13 protein-coding genes and 1 riboswitch are annotated in these 18175 nt (G+C 46.8%); of the genes, 7 read left to right on the top strand and 6 right to left on the bottom strand.

The window, feature by feature from the left end:
- Positions 1–33 precede the first annotated feature (33 nt).
- Positions 34–2205: a DNA internalization-related competence protein ComEC/Rec2 gene (locus EK374_RS08935; protein WP_164731849.1), complete on the bottom strand. Its 2172-nt coding sequence runs from the start codon at positions 2203–2205 to the stop codon at positions 34–36.
- Positions 2206–2269: 64 nt separating this feature from the next.
- Here EK374_RS08935 and EK374_RS08930 point away from each other — a divergent pair, with 64 nt between their 5' ends.
- Positions 2270–2803 carry a DUF2062 domain-containing protein gene (locus EK374_RS08930; protein ID WP_127022156.1) on the top strand — a complete coding sequence of 178 codons (534 nt, stop codon included), beginning with the start codon at positions 2270–2272 and terminating at the stop codon, positions 2801–2803.
- A gap of 15 nt (positions 2804–2818) precedes the next feature.
- Here the strand turns inward: EK374_RS08930 and EK374_RS08925 are convergent, their stop codons facing one another.
- From EK374_RS08925 to EK374_RS08915, 3 genes are all read right to left on the bottom strand, one after another.
- Positions 2819–4057 carry a lipoprotein-releasing ABC transporter permease subunit gene (locus EK374_RS08925; protein ID WP_127022152.1) on the bottom strand — a complete coding sequence of 413 codons (1239 nt, stop codon included), beginning with the start codon at positions 4055–4057 and terminating at the stop codon, positions 2819–2821.
- The gene (gene lolD / locus EK374_RS08920) at positions 4050–4748 is read right to left on the bottom strand and encodes a lipoprotein-releasing ABC transporter ATP-binding protein LolD (RefSeq protein WP_127022149.1); all 699 of its coding nucleotides are present in this window, start codon (positions 4746–4748) and stop codon (positions 4050–4052) included. Before lolD ends, EK374_RS08925 begins: the two co-directional genes overlap by 8 nt.
- Before the next feature lie 387 nt (positions 4749–5135).
- The gene (locus EK374_RS08915) at positions 5136–6347 is read right to left on the bottom strand and encodes a lipoprotein-releasing ABC transporter permease subunit (RefSeq protein WP_127022146.1); all 1212 of its coding nucleotides are present in this window, start codon (positions 6345–6347) and stop codon (positions 5136–5138) included.
- A gap of 86 nt (positions 6348–6433) precedes the next feature.
- Between EK374_RS08915 and EK374_RS08910 the strand changes: the two genes are divergently transcribed.
- From EK374_RS08910 to EK374_RS08885, 6 genes are all read left to right on the top strand, one after another.
- Positions 6434–7069, top strand: a complete 636-nt coding sequence (locus tag EK374_RS08910; protein WP_127022143.1) for a PilZ domain-containing protein — start codon at positions 6434–6436, stop codon at positions 7067–7069.
- Positions 7070–7156: 87 nt separating this feature from the next.
- Entirely contained in the window at positions 7157–10654 is a 3498-nt protein-coding gene (mfd, locus tag EK374_RS08905) for a transcription-repair coupling factor (RefSeq protein WP_127022140.1), read from the top strand.
- Complete coding sequence (locus EK374_RS08900; RefSeq protein ID WP_127022137.1) at positions 10651–11745, top strand: CsiV family protein; 1095 nt, start codon at positions 10651–10653, stop codon at positions 11743–11745. The genes mfd and EK374_RS08900 overlap by 4 nt, the downstream gene beginning before the upstream one ends.
- Before the next feature lie 27 nt (positions 11746–11772).
- Complete coding sequence (locus EK374_RS08895) at positions 11773–12024, top strand: DUF3862 domain-containing protein (protein WP_127022134.1); 252 nt, start codon at positions 11773–11775, stop codon at positions 12022–12024.
- A 245-nt stretch (positions 12025–12269) separates the two neighbouring features.
- Positions 12270–14012: a DEAD/DEAH box helicase gene (locus EK374_RS08890; protein ID WP_127022131.1), complete on the top strand. Its 1743-nt coding sequence runs from the start codon at positions 12270–12272 to the stop codon at positions 14010–14012.
- 148 nt (positions 14013–14160) lie between these two features.
- Positions 14161–15003, top strand: a complete 843-nt coding sequence (locus EK374_RS08885) for an HDOD domain-containing protein (RefSeq protein WP_127022128.1) — start codon at positions 14161–14163, stop codon at positions 15001–15003.
- A gap of 66 nt (positions 15004–15069) precedes the next feature.
- On the opposite strand, the gene lysC is transcribed toward EK374_RS08885, so the two are convergent.
- Positions 15070–16416, bottom strand: coding sequence for a lysine-sensitive aspartokinase 3 (gene lysC, locus EK374_RS08880; protein ID WP_127022125.1), 1347 nt, complete (start codon positions 16414–16416; stop codon positions 15070–15072).
- A 109-nt stretch (positions 16417–16525) separates the two neighbouring features.
- A riboswitch (Lysine riboswitch) is annotated at positions 16526–16699 on the bottom strand.
- Positions 16700–16866: 167 nt separating this feature from the next.
- A complete protein-coding gene (gene nhaD / locus EK374_RS08875) occupies positions 16867–18114 on the bottom strand; it encodes a sodium:proton antiporter NhaD (RefSeq protein WP_127022122.1) in 1248 nt (415 codons plus the stop codon).
- Between the last annotated feature and the right edge of the window lie 61 nt (positions 18115–18175).

Here is an 18175-nt window from a genome sequence, read left to right as displayed (position 1 = left end):
CTACCTTGTTGTTCAAGCGCTTTCAGCAATTGTTCACTGCTTTTGCAGCCAAAATGGCAAAGGTTGCTGCCGATAAGGCCAGATATGGAGATGCTGTTCTGTGATTTCAATCCGCACAGCGCCCTGCTCTGCCGTATTCAGTAGCGGAATTTGCAGCAGTGCCAGTCGTCCCAACACCTCTGCGCTGGGATGGCCGTAGGCATTATTCGAGGCGGCGCTATTCAGCGCGACCAGAGGGTGCACCCGACTTAAGAAGTTTAATTGGCTGGAGCTTTTGCTGCCATGATGACCCAGCACTAACAGTTCGCTACGCAAGTTGGGCTGTGCCAGTAATAATTCCGCTTCTACGTTATGACCTATATCACCTGTCAGCAGCGTTTGCCATCCGGCGGTTTTTATTGCCAGCACACAAGAGCTGTCATTGCCTTCCTGCAGCTGATGCGCACTTCGAAAAGCCCACAGCTCCGCATCCAGATAATAGGCAGGTAAAGATAAACAAGGTTGCTGCAAAAAGCCGGTTTCAAAATCGGCAATCAATTTTACCTGCGGATAAGCTTTTATTACTTCGTCAAAAGCACCTGTGTGATCGGTGTCTGCATGACTTAACACCAAATAATCCAATTGCCGAATGCCCTGATAATGCAGGTAAGGCAACACATAAGCTTCGGTTGCATTAAAACTGCCATACACAGGACCCACATCGTACAACACTCCTCGTTGTCCTTTTTGCAGCAGCACTGCAGTGCCCTGCCCAACATCAATGACATGAAGTTGCCACTGTGCGGCTTTAGGCCATAACAAGAATAAAAAAGGTAACAACAGCAGACTAAGTCGTAATTTAGGTATTGTGGCTGGCAAGAAAACCAACAGTTGCAATGCAAGCGCGATACAAAGAGCAGAAAACACCGTTTGAGCGGGCAACAACCACCAATAATCCATCGCTGCACCGTACAGTAGCCAATGATGAAGCGGTGCCAATAATAAGTCAGCCAGTTGCCAGTGCCAGATCACATCTGCCGGTAACAATAATTCCAGTAGCAAGGCTATCAGCAGATAAGGGATCACTAACAAGGAACACCAGGGCACAAAAATCAAATTCGACAGCAACGCCAGAGGCGCTATACCATGGAAAAATAATAAAGTAGGCGCACTCATTAACAAGGTCATCAGCGCCTGAAATTTCAGCGCGTGTTTGATCATGCCCCAATGACTACGGTCTGTCAGTGGATAACACCAGACAAATAAAAAGATCAAGGCCACTGCATAAAGCGTCAACCAAAAACTGATACTCATTACCCATAAGGGATTGAGTAATAACAAGAACCCACAAACTAAAATCCAGCTTTGGCTATAACTTAAACGTCTGTGCTGCTGCATCAGATAAACAGCCAAAGCCAACGCAACTAAAGCCCTTAAAGTCGGAATAGCAAAACCGGCCAACAAGCTGTAATACCAGGCAGCGGCCAAAGCGACAAAAGGCGCAAGACGCCGACACCATAACAACCTGACATGAAGCCGGGCTAACAGCAGCATCAAGCCATAGACCCAGCCAAACAGCAGACCAATATGAAAACCGGATATCGAAATTAAATGGCCTAAAGCTGTTGCTTGTAAACCCAACCACAACTCGTCATTAAAAGGCCGTTCGCCAATGGTGAAGGCAGTGATCAACGAAAAGGATGGCAAGTCGCCAATTTTTTGCAGTAAACGCTGATACAGTTGCTGGCGATGGTCCCAGCTTGCGTCCAGCAACAGCGCATCTTTCACCACACAATTGCCAATAATACCCAACACATAAGCGTTGGCTTCCACATAAACTGACCCCGGATTGGCCGGGGCACGAACCGCTTTACAACGCAGCTTTAACCACAAGTTTTGCCCTTGCCCCAAAAGCTCTGGCGCATCCTGCCAGCGCAATCTGAGTACATCCCCTCGCAGAGGCCCCTCATTGATTTGCCATAAAAATCTGCTGAAGTCCTGATCCTGTTGTCTGATACTGACGACTTGCCCTTTCAGCCATGGATCGGACAATTGAAGCAACAGCTCAGCATGCGATTGATGCAGCTGTACCTGCCACAACCAAAGGCTTAACGCACAACAAAGACCAGTGAAAAAGAACAAACGATAGTAAAGACAGATCAAGATCAAACACAGCAGGAAAATAAGCCACAAAAGGGCTGGCACTATTGGTGAAAATAATGACAATAGGCATCCGCTGATCACGCCAATGAAAAAACGGTTCACGTTAATTATTCATTAATGAGTTGTAATGGCAAAGAATCTAATTAAGAAATATCTACCAGATACAGAAAAAATCAAGCACCACCCTTCGCTAAAAATCTTTGGCACTTTGTTGCATGACAACAATTTGTGGCACTTTAACCGCCGCTCTGCCCGGGGTGCTTTTGCCGTGGGTTTGTTTGTAGCATTGATCCCTATGCCATTTCAGATGGTATTAGCCGCTGCTTTGGCTATTTTGTTCAGAGTCAATTTACCTTTGTCAGCCGCTTTAGTCTGGCTGACCAACCCACTGACCATGGGGCCGATATTTTTTATCTGCTATCAGTTAGGGGCACTGATTTTGGGCCATCCTGGTCATCATGTCGAACCACAAGTCAGTTTAAGCTGGTTGATTGATAGCCTGGATACCATAGGCAAACCTTTTCTGCTGGGCAGCCTGATTGTAGGTTGTACCTTGTCGGCCTCAGGTTATGTGCTGGTGGATTATTTCTGGTGTTTATCGGCGAAAAAAGCCTGGAAGAACCGCATTAAAAAACGCCAGAGTGAGCTTGAACCCGACTGACTCTGACGTTGGTTTTTATCTTTGGCCTAAAACCTGAGCTGGCTGTACTTTGCTGGCACTTAATGCCGGATAAATAGTCGCCAGTAAGCTCATGATTAAAGCGATACCTATGGTCATTACCACTTGCATAGGCTCAATATGAGAAGGTACATAATCGACAAAGTAAATGCTGGAATCAAGCAAACTAAAGCCCGTTAAGCTGGTGATGAAACGAAATAACGGTTCTATTTGCCATGCCAGTAACAAACCGACCACACCACCCACCAGAGTACCGGTTAAACCGTTCAGCCAGCCCAGCCACATAAACGCTTTAACTATACGACGCCTCGGCATACCCATGGTCAGTAAAATAGCGATATCCCCTTGTTTTTCCCGCACTGCCATCACTAAGGTCGCAACAATATTAAAACAAGCCACAGCCAATACCAGCACTAGCACCAGATACAAAATGCTGCGCACCATCTGGATATCGTTATACAAATGACCCTGAGTACGAAACCAGTCCAGCATATAGACATAATCAGTGGCCATAGCGCCAAGTTCGCGTGACAAGGCAGGAGCTGCAAAAATATCGGCAATTTTAAAGGCAAACCCCTGCACCGCACCTTGTGGATAGCTCAGCCAGTAACCTAAAGCGGCAATGTCGACCCAGGCTTGCTGATAATCCAATTGGCCACCAATACTGACAATAGCCACCACTGTTAAGCTGACATGTTTGTGGCTGGCGAGTTTACCGTCCGCTGTCACTTGTGGCAGCATCAGTTGAACTTCATCCCCTACTTTGGCTTGCACTTCGTCCGCTATACCTTTACCAAGCACGATCTGATGTTCACTGATCTGGTCTAACTGCCCTGCGACGACAAAAGAGCCCAAGGCACTAATGCCCTGCTCCAGCTGCAGATCTATGCCTCTTAAACTGGCTGCTTTGACCTTAGCGCCGCTACGGATCATGGTATTGGTTTTGATATAAGGTGCACCAGCCACAACACCAGAGTGCTGTTGCAAAGGTTTAATTTTTTTCTGCCAGTTCCGAATGGGATCCGACACGGCCTGCAATTCGACATGAGGGATCACAGACAATAACTTATCTTTTAATGCCAGCTCAAAGCCGTTCATCACCGACAAGGCCAGGATCAGAATAGCAACGCCAAGACCTATGCCTATAGTGGAAGATGCAGCGATAAAACGAATAAAAGCATTGCTGTTACGGCTTTTGCGATAACGCTGCGCCAATTGCCAGGACAAACTAGCCATGAGGTAAGCCATCCATCGTTTTACCTAAATGGCCATCCAGCATCCAGTACTGCTGGTCCAGCTTCTTCGCCAGCGCCAAATCATGGGTCACCACTATAAAGCTGGTTTTCAGTTCGCGGTTTAATTCACGCAGTAATTTATAAATGCTTTCAGCGGTTTGATGATCCAAGTTGCCCGTTGGCTCATCAGCCAGCACCAGCGCAGGCTCTCCAACTAAGGCCCTGGCTATAGCAACACGCTGGCGCTCCCCTCCACTCAACTCCGCAGGTCTATGGCTTATGCGATGCGCAAGGCCAACACGAGTCAACATAGCGGCGGCTTTTTGCTCAGCTGTTGCATTGGATTCGCCGCGGATAAGCAATGGCATGGCCACATTTTCCAGCGCGGTAAAATCCATCAACAAATGGTGAAACTGATAGATAAAACCCAGCTTCTCATTACGTAGTTTGGCTTTGGCATTGGCCGATAATTTAGCTATAGCTTTGCCCAACAAAGTCAGTTCACCACTGTCCGGCTGGTCCAGAGTACCTAAAATATGCAACAACGTGCTTTTACCTGAGCCAGAGCTACCTACTATCGCCAACATATCGCCGGCTTTCACATCCAGACTGACCTGATGCAACACCGGAGTGACATTAGCGCCATCTGTGTAACTTTTACTGATTTGACGGGCCGTTAAAATACTGGTCATTAGATTCTATCCAAAAAATTGATATTACAGCGCGACGACACTGTAGGGGCGGGTCTTGTACCCGCCCGTCTTGCACATAAACCTGTGTTTGGGCGAAAGCGCGCAGTCAACAAAGCTGCAGCTTCCACCGACGAGGTTTCCTCTAAGTCATTGGAGTTGCAGCGCGACGACAAGGGATTGAGACCCCGGGAGCATAGTTCACCTATGTGACCGGGGCGAAAGCGCGCAGTCAACAAAGCTGCAGCTTCCACCGACGAGGTTTCCTCTAAGTCATTGGAGTTGCAGCGCGACGACAAGGGATTGAGACCCCGGGAGCATAGTTCACCTATGTGACCGGGGCGAAAGCGCGCAGTCAACAAAGCTGCAGCTTCAAGGACGACGAGGAAACTATTCATCCCGGAGAATCTCTGCAGGTTGTACTTGCACCGCCCGCCAGGCTGGATAAACCACAGCCAATGCCGTCAGCACTAAAGCGCATACTATGATAAAGAAAATTTGCACTGGCTGAATATCCACTGGCAATGCCACACCAGCAACCACACTAATGCCCAAAAACGACAAAATATCATTCAGTTGCCACGCAACTACAATACCAGCCACAGCGCCACTTAAAGTACCCAACAGCCCGTTATTCATGCCTTGCACGGCAAAAACGGTGAAAAGCTGTGCATCAGTCATGCCCTGAGTTTTTAAAATGGCTACTTCTCGTTGTTTTTCTGTCACCATCATCACCAGCGCAGACACTATATTAAAAGCCGCCACTGCAACTATTAATAACAACATCAGCCACATCATGGCTTTTTCCATAGCCACAGCAGAAAACAATTTGCCATGACTGTCGCGCCAATCTGTCACCTTAGCAACGGCGGGAAACTGATGAATTTCGTCGGCTAAAGCCGGAGCAGCAAAAGGTTCAGTTAAACTTAAACGCCACTGCTCCGCATCTTTTGCTTTGCTGCCAAGACGTTTTAAATCCGGCAAATGCACTAAGGCCACACCGTTATCTACTACTGAGCCGGTATTAATTAAGCCTGCCACAGTAAATAAGCGCTGGCGTGGTAACCAGCCCATAGGCGTAAAACTGCCACCTTCGGCCAGTAACAAACGAATTTGTTGACCTGGCCCAACCTTTAGCTCATCAGCCAGACCTGCACCTAAAATTACCGAATAAGGTTGTTCGGTTAAATCAGACCAGTCACCTGCCACCAAAGACTGCTGCAAAAAGGCCGGGATTTGTGTTGGTTCAATGCCCTGCAATAACACAGCGGTCAGCTGCCCCGGGCTTTGTACTAAAGCTTCGAGCTGCAAATAAGGCGTGGCCTGAATAATTTGCGGATACCTTTGCTGCAAAGCATTGATATCAAGTTGTTGAGTAGTCTCACTTTGTACTATCAAGTGCGGTATCACACCAAGGATGCGCTTTTTCAGTTCAGCTTCAAAACCATTCATTACCGAGCTGACAATAGTCAGAGCCATCACACCTAAAAAAATACCTGTGACAGAAAACAGCGTAATAAAGGATAAAAAGCCATGGCCTTTCCGGCTTTGGCTATAGCGTAAACCAATACGGACACTCAGGGGCAATTGCAGGCTTTTCACAGACTTCCACTTGGGTTGGTGAAGAAATTGCTGCGATAATAGTGATTATCCGTTAAGGTTACAAGCTTGCTACCCGAGGTATCCTTATGCAACAGCCAGGCAATATAGATATAGCCACAGAATTAGCCGATGAATTTTCGGACTACTTTCAGATTGAGCATCAGACCACTGTCAATTTAGTGCCATTTTTTGAACCATTGCCGGATCAGGACGGATTTTTACGCCTTATTCCTGACGCCTTTAAAATGACCAGCGAGTTAAGTCTGCTAAATAACTCCTCCATTCGCACTTTTAATGCAGTAAAAGATTTATCCATCGATTTGGCTCATTATTTACAACAACAAGCCCGTAAACTCGATGCGTTAACCCACTACGTGCTGCGCTCGCAGGACGATCCCAAGCAACGTTTTCATACGTTCAGTTACGGCGGTTCAGGCGTACAAGTCTGGATGGATGAGGCGGTAGAACAAGGTCAGGTTTACGAAGTAAAACTCTTTCTGGATAATAATGACGGTGCTTTATATTGCTTGGGTCAGGTATTGGAAGTGATTGAGCAACAGCGGTCAGAGTCACAGCCCGGTTATCTGGTAAAAATATTGTTTCGCCGCATTCGCGATGAAGACAGAGATATGGTGGTCAGAGCCAGTTTGCATGAGCAATCCAGGCAACTAAAACGCAAAGCTGAACTGCGCCAGCAACAAGCACAGCAAAGCCAGCAATAAAAAGCTGAACTCAAACAGCTAAACCCAAATAACAACATAGACCGTATTAACCAACGGTCTTTTGATAACGAGTAAAGAATCTCCCTGATGATCCGCATTGAAGCATTACCAGCGCCCACCTCCAGCACCGATCAAAAACAATGGGGCCGTCTATCTGGCGCCGCCTTGCCCTGGGCTATTTATCAGCTGTATCAGCGCCAGAAAGGCCTTTATGTTGTCATAGTGCCAGACACCACTACAGCCCTTCGCCTAGAGCAGGAGCTGATGGTGTTTTTCCATGAAAACGCTACCGATGTATGGACTTTTCCTGACTGGGAAACCTTGCCTTATGATGTATTTTCACCGCATCAGGACATTATTTCTCAGCGCATAAAAACCCTGTACAGCCTGCCACGATTGCAACATGGCATAGTGATAGTGCCACTGAATACGGCCCTGCTGCGGTTAACAGACGCCAGTTATTTGCAGCAGTACAGTCTGGTGCTGAAAAAAGGCCAGCAACTGGATTTAACGGCACTGCGTCAGCAATTGGCCGCAGTGGGTTATCGTGCTGTGGATCAGGTGATGGAACATGGTGAGTTTTCAGTACGCGGCTCCTTGCTGGACTTGTACCCTATGGGCAGCAGCCTGCCTTATCGCATCGACTTTTTAGATGACGAAATTGACGGCATTCGCCTGTTTGATCCGGACAATCAGCGCACAGTGCAACAGGTTGATGAAATCGAACTTTTGCCTGCCCACGAATTCCCGCAGGATAAAGCAGCAATAGAACGTTTCCGTATTCGTTATCGCGAGCGTTTTCCGGCGCGTAGTGAAAAAGAATCGCTCTATATGCAGGTCAGTCAGGGTTTGATGCCTGCTGGTATTGAATATTACCTGCCGCTCTTTGCAGAGCAGTCTGCGCCGTTATTTTCGATGTTACCAAAACAAACAGTGATGATGGCTGTAGGTGATTTAGAAGCTGCAGCAGAACGTTTCTGGCACGACTTGCAACGTCGGTATCAGGACAGGGCCATCGACTTACTGAAACCCATTTTAAAACCGCAGGAATTGTATTTAGCGGTCGATGAGTTTTTTGCTCAGTTAAAACAGTGGCCACGTTTACGTTTAAGCCGGGCCGAATTGCCCGAGCGCGCCGGACAATCCAATGCTGCTGTTGCTGATTTGCCAGAACTGACGGTGAATCATCAGCTGAAAAATCCGCTGGAAAAGCTACAGCAATTTATTGTCGATATCAAAAAACAGCAAGGCCGTGTGCTGTTTTTTGTTGAATCTGAAGGCCGCCGCGAAAGCTTGTTACAGCTAATGCAGCGTAATCAAATTCGTTTGCAGCAATTTGCCTCGGTGGAAGAATTTTTAACAGACCAGGTGGATTTAGGCATAGTCATTGGCTCGTTAGAGCAAGGCTGTCTGCTTAAATCCGGCAAAACCAAAGCGGGTGAAGAGCCTTTAGCTTTAGTCAGCGAAAACGAATTATTTGGCCAAAAAGTTACCCAAAGACGTAAACGTAAACACAGCCAACAAATCTCCGGCGATACCATAATCCGCAATCTGGCCGAGTTGTCTGTTGGCCAACCTGTGGTGCATTTACAGCATGGTATAGGCCGTTATCAGGGGCTGCAGGTGCTGGATGCGGCTGGCATCAGCGCTGAGTTTGTGACCATTGAATACGCAGGTGGCAGCAAGTTGTATGTGCCTGTGTCGTCCCTGCATTTAATCAGCCGTTACACAGGTTCTGATCAGGACAATGCGCCGCTGCATAAACTTGGCAACGACAGCTGGGAAAAAGCCCGGCGTAAAGCAGCAGAAAAAGTGCGGGATGTGGCGGCAGAATTACTGGATGTATACGCCCAGCGCGCCGCTCAAACCGGTTATGGTTTCAAACTGGACGCTGAACAATACGAAATTTTTGCCGACGGTTTCCCTTATAAAGAGACTGTCGATCAGCTTGACGCTATAGCAGCAGTGCTGGCCGATATGCAGGCTGAACGCGCTATGGACCGTCTGGTCTGCGGTGACGTGGGTTTTGGTAAAACAGAAGTAGCGATGCGCGCGGCTTTTGTTGCAGTTAATGACAACAAACAAGTGGCGGTTTTGGTGCCAACCACGCTTTTGGCGCAGCAGCACTTCGAAAACTTCCGCGATCGTTTTGCCAACTGGCCAGTCAAAGTGGCAGTGCTGTCGCGCTTTATCAGCGCCAAAGAGCAAAAAGCCATACTGGACGAGACCGAACAAGGCAAAGTGGATATTTTAATAGGCACTCATAAACTGCTGCAGGACGATATTCGTTTTAAAGATCTGGGCTTATTGATTGTCGACGAAGAACACCGTTTTGGTGTGCGGCAAAAAGATAAAATCAAAGCGCTACGCGCCAATATCGACATTCTGACTTTAACGGCCACCCCTATTCCACGAACCTTAAACATGTCGATGTCAGGCATGCGCGATTTGTCTATTATTGCTACTCCGCCGGCCAAACGTTTGGCGGTGAAAACCTTTGTGCGCGAGCATGAAGAAGGCTTAATACGGGAAGCTGTACTGCGGGAAATTTCCCGTGGCGGCCAGGTGTATTTCCTGCATAACGATGTCGCCAGCATAGAAAAAACGGCGGCAGATTTAGCCACACTGCTGCCTGAAGCTTTGATTGGCATAGCCCATGGCCAAATGCGGGAACGTGAACTGGAACAGATCATGGCTGATTTTTACCATCAGCGTTTTAATCTGTTGCTCTGTTCCACCATTATCGAAACCGGCATAGACGTGCCCACTGCCAATACCATTATTATCAACAGAGCCGATAATTTTGGTCTGGCGCAATTGCACCAGTTACGCGGTCGGGTTGGTCGCTCGCACCATCAGGCCTATGCCTATTTGTTAACTCCGCCACCAAAACGCTTAACCAAAGATGCGGAAAAACGCCTCGAAGCTATTTCCGCTTTGGAAGATTTAGGCGCTGGTTTTGCACTGGCCAGTCAGGATATGGAAATTCGTGGTGCAGGCGAACTGTTGGGGGATGAGCAAAGTGGCCAGATTGAATCTGTCGGCTTTAGTTTGTATATGGAAATGCTGGAACAAGCGGTTGAAGCGTTAAAAGCGGGTAAAGAACCTAGTCTGGATGCGCTGTTGACCCAACAAACCGAACTGGATATGAAGCTGCCTGCTCTGCTGCCAGATTCTTATATTCCGGATGTCAGCTTACGTTTGTCCTTTTACAAACGTTTAGCCTCCTGTCGAGACGAGCAGGAACTGGATGATGTGCAGGTAGAATTGATCGACCGTTTTGGCTTATTGCCGGATGCGGCGAAAAACTTAGTCAAAATCACAGAGTTAAAAATGCAGGCTCAGCAGCTTGGCATTAAACGACTGGAAGCCAACAGCAAAGGTGGTGTGCTAGAATTCGCCGAACGGACTTCAGTGAACCCGTCTTACATTATTCAGCTGATCCAGACGCAATCAAAAGTCTTTAAGCTTGAAGGTGGCAGTAAACTGAAATTTATCAAAGATTTACCTGATACGAACAGCAGATTCGCCTTTGTCAGCTATATGCTGGAAGACTTTGCTAAACATCAGACAGGAGCATCATGAAACATCTGCGTTTAACATCGCTGGGTTTGGCGTTAGTGGCTTTATGTACCACCAGCACAGCCATTGCCAATAGCTGGTATGAAATTGAACTGATCGCTTTTAGCCGCAGTGCCAACACCAGTTTAAAAGAACAGTTTGAAGCGCCAACTCAGGAGCTTAAAACCAGCAATGCAATGGATTTAATGCGCCCACTGGTGCAGCCTGCAGTCGCGGATTTAATCAAAGCTGTTCCTGCTTGCGCCCCCACTCCTGCGGCATCTGATACAACAGCGCCTGCTGTTGCGGCTCCTGTTTCTGCCACTGTGTCGGTCACAGTGCAGCAGCAAATTCAGCAGCTTTTAACTGAACATCAGCAAAGTAAACAAAATCAGCAGACTGTGGTGGCGGAAGATTCATTAGATGTACAATTAGAACCAGAACCTGCAGTAGCGTCTTTGTTCCAACTGAATTTCCAGAATTGTCAGATGGAACAATGGGATCTGGATGGCCAGTTAACCAGCCGGGCCTTAACTTCAGAAGAGCTGGCCTTGCAACTGCCTGCACCAGCGCAAATTCCAGCTACTTTTACCGGTGACGGTGTAGCAAAAGACAATGCTTATCTGGTCGGTGCTAATGATCTGCAACTGAAAAACCTCGCCTATCAACTACAGCGTGAAGCAGGGAAACAACTGCTATTGCATACTGCTTGGCGCCAGCCTTTAGTCTCGGGTCGCAATAGCCGCAGTCACTGGTATGCTGGGGTGTATCAGAATGAAGCAGCAACAGAAACTGAGCAGACTATTGATTTGATGCAGCAAGTGCAGCAACAGTTAGCCGCAGTGCAGCAAGGTCAGAGCAGCTTGCAATTGTGGTACAGTCCATGGCAATTTGATTCTTTAGTTCAGTTACGTTTGGGTCGCTTTATCCAATTTGACGGTACTTTTTATCTGCGCCAGACCGATGACGCAACTCAGCCGGCACAAATTGCAGTGAAACAAAGCGCCCGTTTAACCTTAGGTCAAATTCACTATCTGGATCACCCACGTTTAGGGCTGATTATTCAGGTAAAACGTTTTACCCCGCCAGAGGCAACTGTGGCAACAACACCTTAAATAGTTAAATAACACAAGGAATCTGTTATGAAAAAAATCGTGGTTTTGTTAGCAGCGCTAACCCTTATTGGAGCATGTAGCAAACTAACACAAGACAATTACAATCAGGTGAAAGCCGGTATGACATACGACGAAGTAACCGGAATTTTAGGCACAGCTACTCATTGTGATGAAGCTGTTGGCACTAAAAGCTGCCGCTGGGGAGATGATGAAAAAAATATCAAAATCACTTTCTTGGCCGACCGTGCGACAGTTTTCTCAAACCACGGTATTCAGTAATATTCCTTATACCCTTTGTACTTGAAGCTGCAGCATTGTTGACTGCGTGCTCTCGCCCCAGAAGTTTGTGGCGTATGATGGTTGGCGTGAGCTGCGAGCTCTCGCTTCAATCCAATTACCACATAGGTAAACTATGCTCCTGGGGTCTCACGCTTTTGTCGCCTCCCTGTAACTCCAATTACTTTGGGTATAGTTGTTATCAAAGGGGCTGTAACTGGCCCCTTCTTCTTGCGTAAACCATCCTTATGCTGCAACTTCGTGACTATCAACAACAAGCGGTTAAAGCCGTTTTAGTGCATTTCCGTCAAAAGCCAGAAGCAGCCGTATTGGTATTGCCCACAGGTGCAGGCAAAAGTTTGGTGATAGCGGAACTGGCACGTTTGGCTCGTGGCCGTGTGCTGGTATTAGCTCATGTCAAAGAGCTAGTGGAACAAAATCACGCTAAATACCAAAGTTATGGCTTAGAAGCCGCTATTTTTTCTGCCAGTCTCGGCCGCAAAGAAACCGCAGCCAAAGTGGTGTTTGCCTCAGTGCAGTCGGTGGCAAGAAATCTGACTGAATTTACTGAACAATACAGCTTACTGGTCATCGATGAGTGCCATAGGGTGGGTGATGACGAAGACAGCAGTTACTTAAAAGTCATTCGTGCATTACAAGCACAAAACCCGGATTTAAAAGTGCTTGGCTTAACAGCGACGCCCTACCGCTTAGGGTCTGGTTGGATTTATCAGTACCATAGCCGTGGTCTGATCCGCACCACCGAACCGCGCTTTTTTAAATACTGTATTTTTGATTTGCCTATCCGTTTTTTATTAGGCGAAGGGTATTTAACTCCGGCCGTACTGATGGATGCGCCAGTATTAAGTTACGACTTTGCTGGCTTAAAACCCACGGCCAGTGGTTATTTTAAAGAAGCTGATCTGGATTTACGCATTAACCAGCAGCAGCGCGCCACCCCACAAATTATTCACCAAGTGATACAACATGCCCAAAGCCGCACTGGCGTCATGATATTTGCGGCCACCACAGCACACGCCCGCGAGATTTTAGGTTATTTACCCGCAGCAGAAACTGCGCTGATTTTAGGCGACACCCCACAAAAAGAACGGGATGCATTAATCCAGAGTTTTAAACAAAAACAGCTGAAGTATCTGGTCAATGTGGCGGTGTTAACTACAGGTTTTGATGCCCCTCATATCGATTTAATAGCGATTTTACGCCCGACCGAATCTGTCACTTTGTATCAGCAGATTGTCGGCCGAGGCTTGCGCCTAAGCCCGGGCAAAACCGACTGTCTGGTTTTGGATTATGCCGGAAATCGTTTTAATCTGGAGCAACCTGACATTGGCGAACTAAGACCAGAGCCTGGCACAGAATTGGTGACAGTACCCTGCCCCTTATGCGGCTTTTTTAATAACTTTTGGGGCAAAACCGACGACAGAGGTTTGGTGCTTGAGCATTATGGCCGCCGTTGTCAGGGCTATAAAGAAGACGAGGATGCTAAACCAGTAGCTTGTGGTTATCGCTTTAAAGCCAAGTTTTGTCCGGACTGTGGCGCTGAAAATGATATTGCAGCACGCAATTGTGGCGACTGTGGTCTGGTATTGGTCGATCCGGACAAAAAGCTCAAAGAAGCTTTGAGTTTAAAAGATGCTTTAGTGCTTTATGTCACGCGTATGAAGCTGCAAAGCCATCAAACCAAAGAAGGCAAAACTTCACTTAAGGTCAGCTATTTTTCTGCTGATGGCGCAGAAATAGCAGAGTTTTGGAGCCTACAAACCAAAGCACAAAAACAAAAATTTTTAACTTTGTTTGTTCCACCGCATTTGGTCGACAGGCACAGGGCTTTTACTGAAAGCTCGGTCAATAAAGTGCTGCAACAGTCTCACAGGTTTCAACCACCGCAAGCCATCATTGCACGCAAGGATGGTCGTTTTTGGCAAATTCGTGACAAACTGTTTCAAATTCAGGATAAAGACGCGAACTAATTCCCCGCATCATGGCTAATGAAAAATTCTTTTGTTTTAGTACTGGGCAAAGCCAATGGAATTCGCTAATAATCAAGATGTTCGTCTACAACAAAATAAAAAGACACCACACAGATAGTTCTCCTTTTTTGTCACAGGGTTACATTTTATGTCAAATGAAAACGCGTTATTAAGCTTACTGGTTGAAAAAATCCAGAATGATACCTTGGTGCTGCCAAGTCTGCCTGAAATTGCCTTACGAATTCGTAAAATGGCGGAAGATCCAAATGTGAATTTAAACCAGATGGCCGACATTATTTCTCACGACCCAGCCATGTCAGCCCGTATGATGAAAATCGCCAACAGTGCTTTTTTAGGCCGTTCAGTGCATGTCAACTCACTGCATCAGGCTGTGACCCGTATAGGATTGCGGTATATCAAAAACATAGTGACAGCTATGGCGGTTGAGCAATTATTTGTCTCTCATTCCAGTTTAATCAAAGGCATGATGAGCAAAGTATGGCAAGACACGTTAGAAGTGGCCGCTGTCGCGCTCGCCGCTATGCAACTGTACAACAGCAACCTAAAAGTCAGCCCGGTGAATTTTGATACCATGACCCTTGCTGGTTTAATTCATAACATCGGCGCATTGCCTATTTTGACTGAAGCCGAAAAACATTTGGATCAATTTGGTGACAAAGACTTTATCGCGGGCTGCATCAACGATTTAGCCGGAGGCGTAGGCGGTAGCATTCTGCGTAAGTGGGAATTTCCGGATGAACTGATTGAAGTGGCTGAGCAGTGGAATACCAAATTGCCTCATACAGACAAAGTAAATTATCTGGATTTTGTCCGTATTGCCACTATTCAAAAAGGCCACAGCAAAGACAAAACTGAACCACGTCTGGCGCTTAAACCTTATGCCGACCGTGGTTTAATCACTGGCGTGGACTTCTACCGTTCCCCAGAATTTGTGGTTATTTATCAGGATATGAAACAGCTGTTTGTTTGATTGAAATTGGGGTCAGAGTAAAATTAAGTGCCAGACACTCCATTTTACTCTGCCGCCAATAATCAGTTAGTTAAATAACGTCTGATGTAGCTCTTTCACCACTGCGGCCGCTGACGCATCCTGCACTAAAAAGCACAGGTTATGGCGCGAAGCACCGTGACAAATCAGCCGCATATTAATTTGCTCTAAAGCGCTGAATAGCTCACCTGTTACGCCTTTGGTGCTATGCAGGTGATTGCCTATCACAGCCACCAGACTTAAGCCCTGCTCTACTGTTACCTCACAGAACGCCTTCAGCTCTGCAATAGCAGGTTCTGTTGATGTGCTGAACGCACTTCCAGCAGATTCGTCCAAAGTTAAAGCCACGGAAATCTCTGACGTTGTTACTAAATCGACTGAAATTTGATGACGACTTAAAATATCAAAAACCCGGGCTAAAAAGCCTGCAGCGTGCAACATCTCAGGGCTTTTCACTGTGATCAGGGTTTGAGATTTACGTAAGGCTATGGCGCGATAAGCAGGTTTGTGTTCCACAGTTTTTGCAATCCAGGTACCACCGGCTTGTGGTTCACGACTGGAGCCAACAAAAACTTTAATATTGCGGCGCATCGCCGGAATTAGGGTGGCTGGGTGCAATACTTTGGCACCAAAAGTTGCCATTTCTGCCGCTTCGTCAAAGCTGATTTCATTGATACAACGGGCGTCAGATGTCAAACGTGGGTCTGTGGTAAAAATCCCAACTACGTCAGTCCAGATTTGTACGATGTGAGCATTTAAAGCTTCACCTAACAAAGCCGCACTGTAATCCGAGCCGCCACGACCTAAAGTGGTGGTTTGCCCTGCTTCATCAGCACCAATAAAACCCTGAGTGACCACAATCTGTTCACGCAGTAAAGGCTGCAGATGGGTTTGCGCTAATTCAGCGATCAGATGAATTTGCGGCTCGCCTTTACCAAAACGGCTGTCGGTGCGAAGCACACGGCGCACGTCAAAACACTCTGCTGCAGCGCCGCGTTCCACTAACACCTGAGTAAATAACACTGAACTTAAACGCTCACCAAAGGACTGGATCAGATCTTTGTGCGCGCCAGAATATACAGCGCCTCCTGTTTCAATCAGGTTACGTAAATCAGCCAATAAGGTGTTGATTTGTGCAGCCACAGCTTCAGGTTGCTGCAGTGCGTTCAGCACGGCCAAAGTAATACGCTCTATGCCTTCATAAGAAGCATAACGGGCCTGAACTTCGGTTTGTTTGGTGATATCGACCAATAAATTGGTCACGCCTGAGCTGGCACTGACAGCCACCAGCCGGATATTCGGATCGGCTAACACAATATCAGCACAACGGGACATAGCCGGAAAATCGGCCACTGAAGTTCCGCCAAATTTGGCGACGATAAGTTGATTAGACATTCGAGTCTCTCCTTATTCAAAAAGTCATAAGGCAGAGCATGGCATTTGCAGGCAGTAAATAAAGTTGTATGCAGGCAGGATGCTGCAAACAACTGATCACAGACACACAAAGGCCAGAAGCTCTCCACCACAAAAAACAGGTGACAGTCGTAAGGATTCAGCCTTAACAACCGGACCCTCTGCCGCTACAGCATCTGGTCCTCGGCGTTAATCCCCCTCAAACATCCTGCGGCTTGTAGCAGCCTGAGATGTTCTACCTGGTTAACGCTCCTCTTCTGGTCTATACCCGTTGGCATTACACGGGCGGGGGTAAACCCCGCCCCTACACATCGGGTATCTCATAATCACGTATGATTGACGGCGCTGAGCTTAAGTGACTTTTTTACAAAAGGCAACAGCCGTTTAGCCGTCTTTTCAAAAAAACTGTAATTAAATTACAGCTTTTTGCCGTTAGCCCAGTGCAAGCTGGCCAACGACATAAACACCAACATAACCCAGGCTATAACAGCCCAGCAGGTAGCCAGCCATTTTAAAGTAAGTGCCAAAAGTCAGCTCTTTCACTTTACTCATGGCGATAATACCGGCCGCTGAACCTATGATCAGAATAGAACCACCCACACCAGTGGCGTAAGTTAAAGTCAGCCACTCCGCTGTGGTCATGGTTAAATCTGCTTTTAACAAAGCCGCAGTTAGAGGCACGTTGTCGATCATCGCAGACAAAATACCCATCAGGTAGTTGGCTTGCACTGGTTCTAAATACTGATACAAATGCGTGATATTGGTCAGCACGCCAATTTCTTTCATAATGCCAACCAGCAGTAAAACACCTAAGAAAAACAATAAGGTATCAAACTCAACTTCGCGGATGTAACTTAAAATATTGACGCCGGTTTTCTTACGCAGCAGGTACTGAGCCGCCAGAAACATTACACCTAAACCAAACAGGAAGGTTAATACGGGCGGGATCTGGAACAGAATATTAAACAGCAGTGTAGAGCCTATTGTAGAGGCAAAAATGGCAGCAATAATCACATCCGCTTTTTCAATTGGCTTAGGTGTTTTCTCCAGTACAATACGGCCCTTCATTTTGCGTGACAGTAAAATAGCCAATACAGCGACTGCAAATAACGACGGCAGAATGAGTAACAGCAGATTGGTTATAGTGACTTTACCGGCTAAAAATAACATCAGCGTCGTCACATCACCTGTGATTAACGACACTCCGCCACTGTTGACCGCAAAAATAATCAAGGTGGCATATTGAATACGTTTTTTCGCTTCCAGTTTGATACTGCTGATCACCGCGATAGCGACCAGTGTGGCTGTAACGTTGTCGGCAAATGACGAAAAGATAAAGGCAAAAACCGCGATAATAAACATCAGGCGACGCTCAGATAACTCAGCCGGTAATAAACGTTGAACCACCTGAGAAATAAAGCCTTTACTGTTGAGATAAGCGACAAAAGTCATAGTTGACATCAAAAACAACCACAAAGTGGCTATTTCTAATAAGTTATGATTCAGCTGCTCGCTGATATCGGCACTTGTAGCACCGTGCATAGGAAAAATAAAAGCGAGGATCCAGCAAAGAGTACCGAAAAAAAGTGTCGTTTTTGCCTTGTTTACGTGGATAATATCCTCTATAACGATCATCACAAAGGCGATTGCCACCAGAGCCAAAATTACTGCGCTTAACATGATGTAGTACCAGCTTTAATGTTGTGGAAAAGGAAGGAATTTGCGGGGTCGTATTCTACCA

This window comes from Rheinheimera mangrovi, assembly GCF_003990335.1.
Lineage (GTDB): Bacteria > Pseudomonadota > Gammaproteobacteria > Enterobacterales > Alteromonadaceae > Pararheinheimera > Pararheinheimera mangrovi.
The sequence above is the reverse complement of the archived record's forward strand: the minus strand, read 5'-3'. Positions and strand labels throughout refer to the sequence as shown.